Below are 2,527 nucleotides of genomic sequence, written 5' to 3'. Positions count from 1 at the left end.
CTGGCTCGCCGCTCAACAGGGACGAGCCGCGTAAATCTCTCAGCTATGGGATTCGCGAAACAGGGGCAACGTCACAACGAGACTGGAGAGATTGACGACTCGCCCCCACCCGTGGTCCCGCATACCGGGTAGCAACGCTTGCACGGTCTGCACGGCTGAGGTGAGATTGTGGCGGAAGGACGCCTCGAGATCGTCGAGATCAACCGCTTCAACGGCGGCCAGACGGACAAACCCCGCGTTGTTGACGACGCCATCGAAGGTATAACGGCCGACCAGCCGCTCCAGCGTTCGTGTCGTCGCATCGCGATCGGTCAGATCGACGGAAACCAGTGTGCCGGGGAAGCTCGGGTCGTCGGCTCCGCGTGCAAGGCCGATGACCTGATGTCCGTCGGCGGCAAGCCGGTGCGACAACGCGCGCCCGATCCCCTTGCTGGCGCCTGTGACCAAAAATGTACGTCTGAGCATTGCGAAAATTGTATAGATGTAGGAGTGAGCAGCCTGTGCGATCCGCCGAGGGAATCAGGCCCACCTCGAATTCAAAATGATGCTGCACAGGTTCACACGCTCGAAGCCCGGATCCTTGTACGCCAGAAAATCGTCGTTGAACGTGCCGAAGGTGGTGCCCGGGCGATGCTTCATGCCGTCGTAGAAGGCATCGATCATCTGGCCGGCGAAATCGGCGCCGCGGGGATAGGCAGTGACCACCGCCGCGCGCTGCTCTTCGGTAAGCGCATCGAAGCCCGTCCCGCCACGTCCATCCCGGCTCCGGCTGGGCTCAGCGCGATTTCACCGTGCATGTGCTCGGGAATGCCCGGCGTCGTATGGAGCGCCACGGCGGTCCACACCTTCGCTACATCCGCCTCGTCGACACGATGGCTGCGCAGAAAATCGCGCGCGGCGTTGGCACCGTCCACTTCGAAACGCAGTTCGCTTTCGCGATAGGCCGACGTCAAACCGACATCGTGGAACATGGCCGCAACGTAGAGCAGCTCCGGGTCGAAGGCGACGCTCTTTCGTTTCCCCAACAACGCGCCCCACAGATAGACGCGCGTCGAGTGGTTAAACAGCAATTCGCTTTCGGTGTCGCGAATGAGCTGGGCTACCTCCCGCGCTAGCTGGCTGTCGGGAATTACCACGTCGAGCATTTCGTTCTCCGGCGTTGCTTTGTCTTGGTTCATGGGCTTACTCGAGCTTTAGAAAGCGTGCGTTTCCTGCGGCACGATTGAGTTCGGGACCGCCTTGGGTTTGCGGCTGATTTAGCACCGGAACCGACTGGCGGCGATACACCGAGAAAAGTTACGCTTCGGACGGGTTATGGAAAAGGCCCAAGATTGAGAAATCCGAATGTACTATCACGTCCACTCAAACCCTTCGTCAAACCCCAAAAGAACGATCGCAACGATGCCGAGGCGATCACCGAGGCGGCGTCACGTCCGACGATGCGCTATGTCGCTATCAATAGCGTTGAACAGCAGGATATTCAGTCCATGCATCGCATCCGCAGCCTGCTGATGCGGGACCGTATCGCGCAGATCAACCAGATACGAGGCCTGCTGGCTGAATACCGCGTGGTGATAGCGCAGACGCCGCTGAAAGTACGGCAACAGTTGCCGGCAATTCTCGATGATCCAGATAACGAGCTCACCGCCCTTACCCGTTCGATGATGCACGACATGTATGAGCGACTCACGCTTCTGGATACACAGATCGCGCGCTACGACGACCTCATCCGTCACGCACACAAGGCATCCGCACTCAACCAGCGGCTTGAAAAGATCCGAGGCGTCGGGCCGATGATCGCAACCGCCGTCATCGCCGCGGCAGGCAGCGCGACTGAGTTCGCAAACGGGCGACAGTTTGCAGCGTGGCTCGGTCTGACGCCACGGCAACACTCGTCAGGCGGCAAGCAACGTCTGTTCGGCATCACGAAACGGGGCAACGGATACCTGCGAATGCTTCTGGTTCACGGCGCCAGGTCAGTTGTTCAGCAGGCAGTGAAACGAAGCGATGCGCTCTCGCGGTGGATACTCGCGGTCCAGGCGAGACGGGGAACGAACGTCGCCGTTGTGGCGCTCGCCAACAAGATAGCCCGGACAATCTGGGTGTTGCTGGCGCGAGGGCGTGAATACGAGCCCCCAGTATGATCAGGGTGATGACAGCACGGCTGCAATAACCTTACCCCTCCATCGATTGCACGAATGATCTGATTCAATGGCAAACAGGTTGGACCGTCGGCGACAAAACCTGCGCGGTCTTAGGGCTCACGAAGCCGAGGATATATGAAGGAGTCGCCGGGCGAAATCCATTGGGGCCAGGCACATGTGTGCCACAAACAGGCCGGATGTATATACGCAATCCCGCACCTGCATGCAGCAGATCAGACCATTTGGCAAACGGGACCAGGTCATGTATAAGTCCGCAACCACCCTCCTCGCCAAACACAATATCTCTGAGGTTCCCTCTGTTTTTCGCCTTCCAGAGGCCCCGGGTTACGCAGCCGTCTCTTTCGTCTGCTGAGCCTTGAGCC

General features: G+C 59.4%; 1 protein-coding gene and 2 pseudogenes. 1 reads left to right on the top strand and 2 read right to left on the bottom strand.

Annotated elements, in window-relative coordinates; all coding sequences use genetic code 11:
- Positions 1-72 precede the first annotated feature (72 nt).
- Together AB6809_RS36075 and AB6809_RS36070 are read right to left on the bottom strand one after the other, a co-directional pair.
- Positions 73-465, bottom strand: a pseudogene (locus tag AB6809_RS36075) (SDR family NAD(P)-dependent oxidoreductase); the annotation flags it as partial.
- A 54-nt stretch (positions 466-519) separates the two neighbouring features.
- A pseudogene (locus tag AB6809_RS36070) lies at positions 520-1,178 on the bottom strand (HD domain-containing protein).
- A 153-nt stretch (positions 1,179-1,331) separates the two neighbouring features.
- Here AB6809_RS36070 and AB6809_RS36065 point away from each other — a divergent pair.
- Complete coding sequence (locus AB6809_RS36065) at positions 1,332-2,144, top strand: IS110 family transposase (protein ID WP_371028591.1); 813 nt, start codon at positions 1,332-1,334, stop codon at positions 2,142-2,144.
- The last annotated feature ends 383 nt before the right edge of the window (positions 2,145-2,527 follow it).

It is taken from the genome of Paraburkholderia sp. RCC_158 (genome assembly GCF_041355255.1).
In the GTDB taxonomy this organism is placed as follows: Bacteria; Pseudomonadota; Gammaproteobacteria; order Burkholderiales; family Burkholderiaceae; genus Paraburkholderia; species Paraburkholderia graminis.
This window is presented reverse-complemented; position numbering and strand designations above follow the sequence as displayed.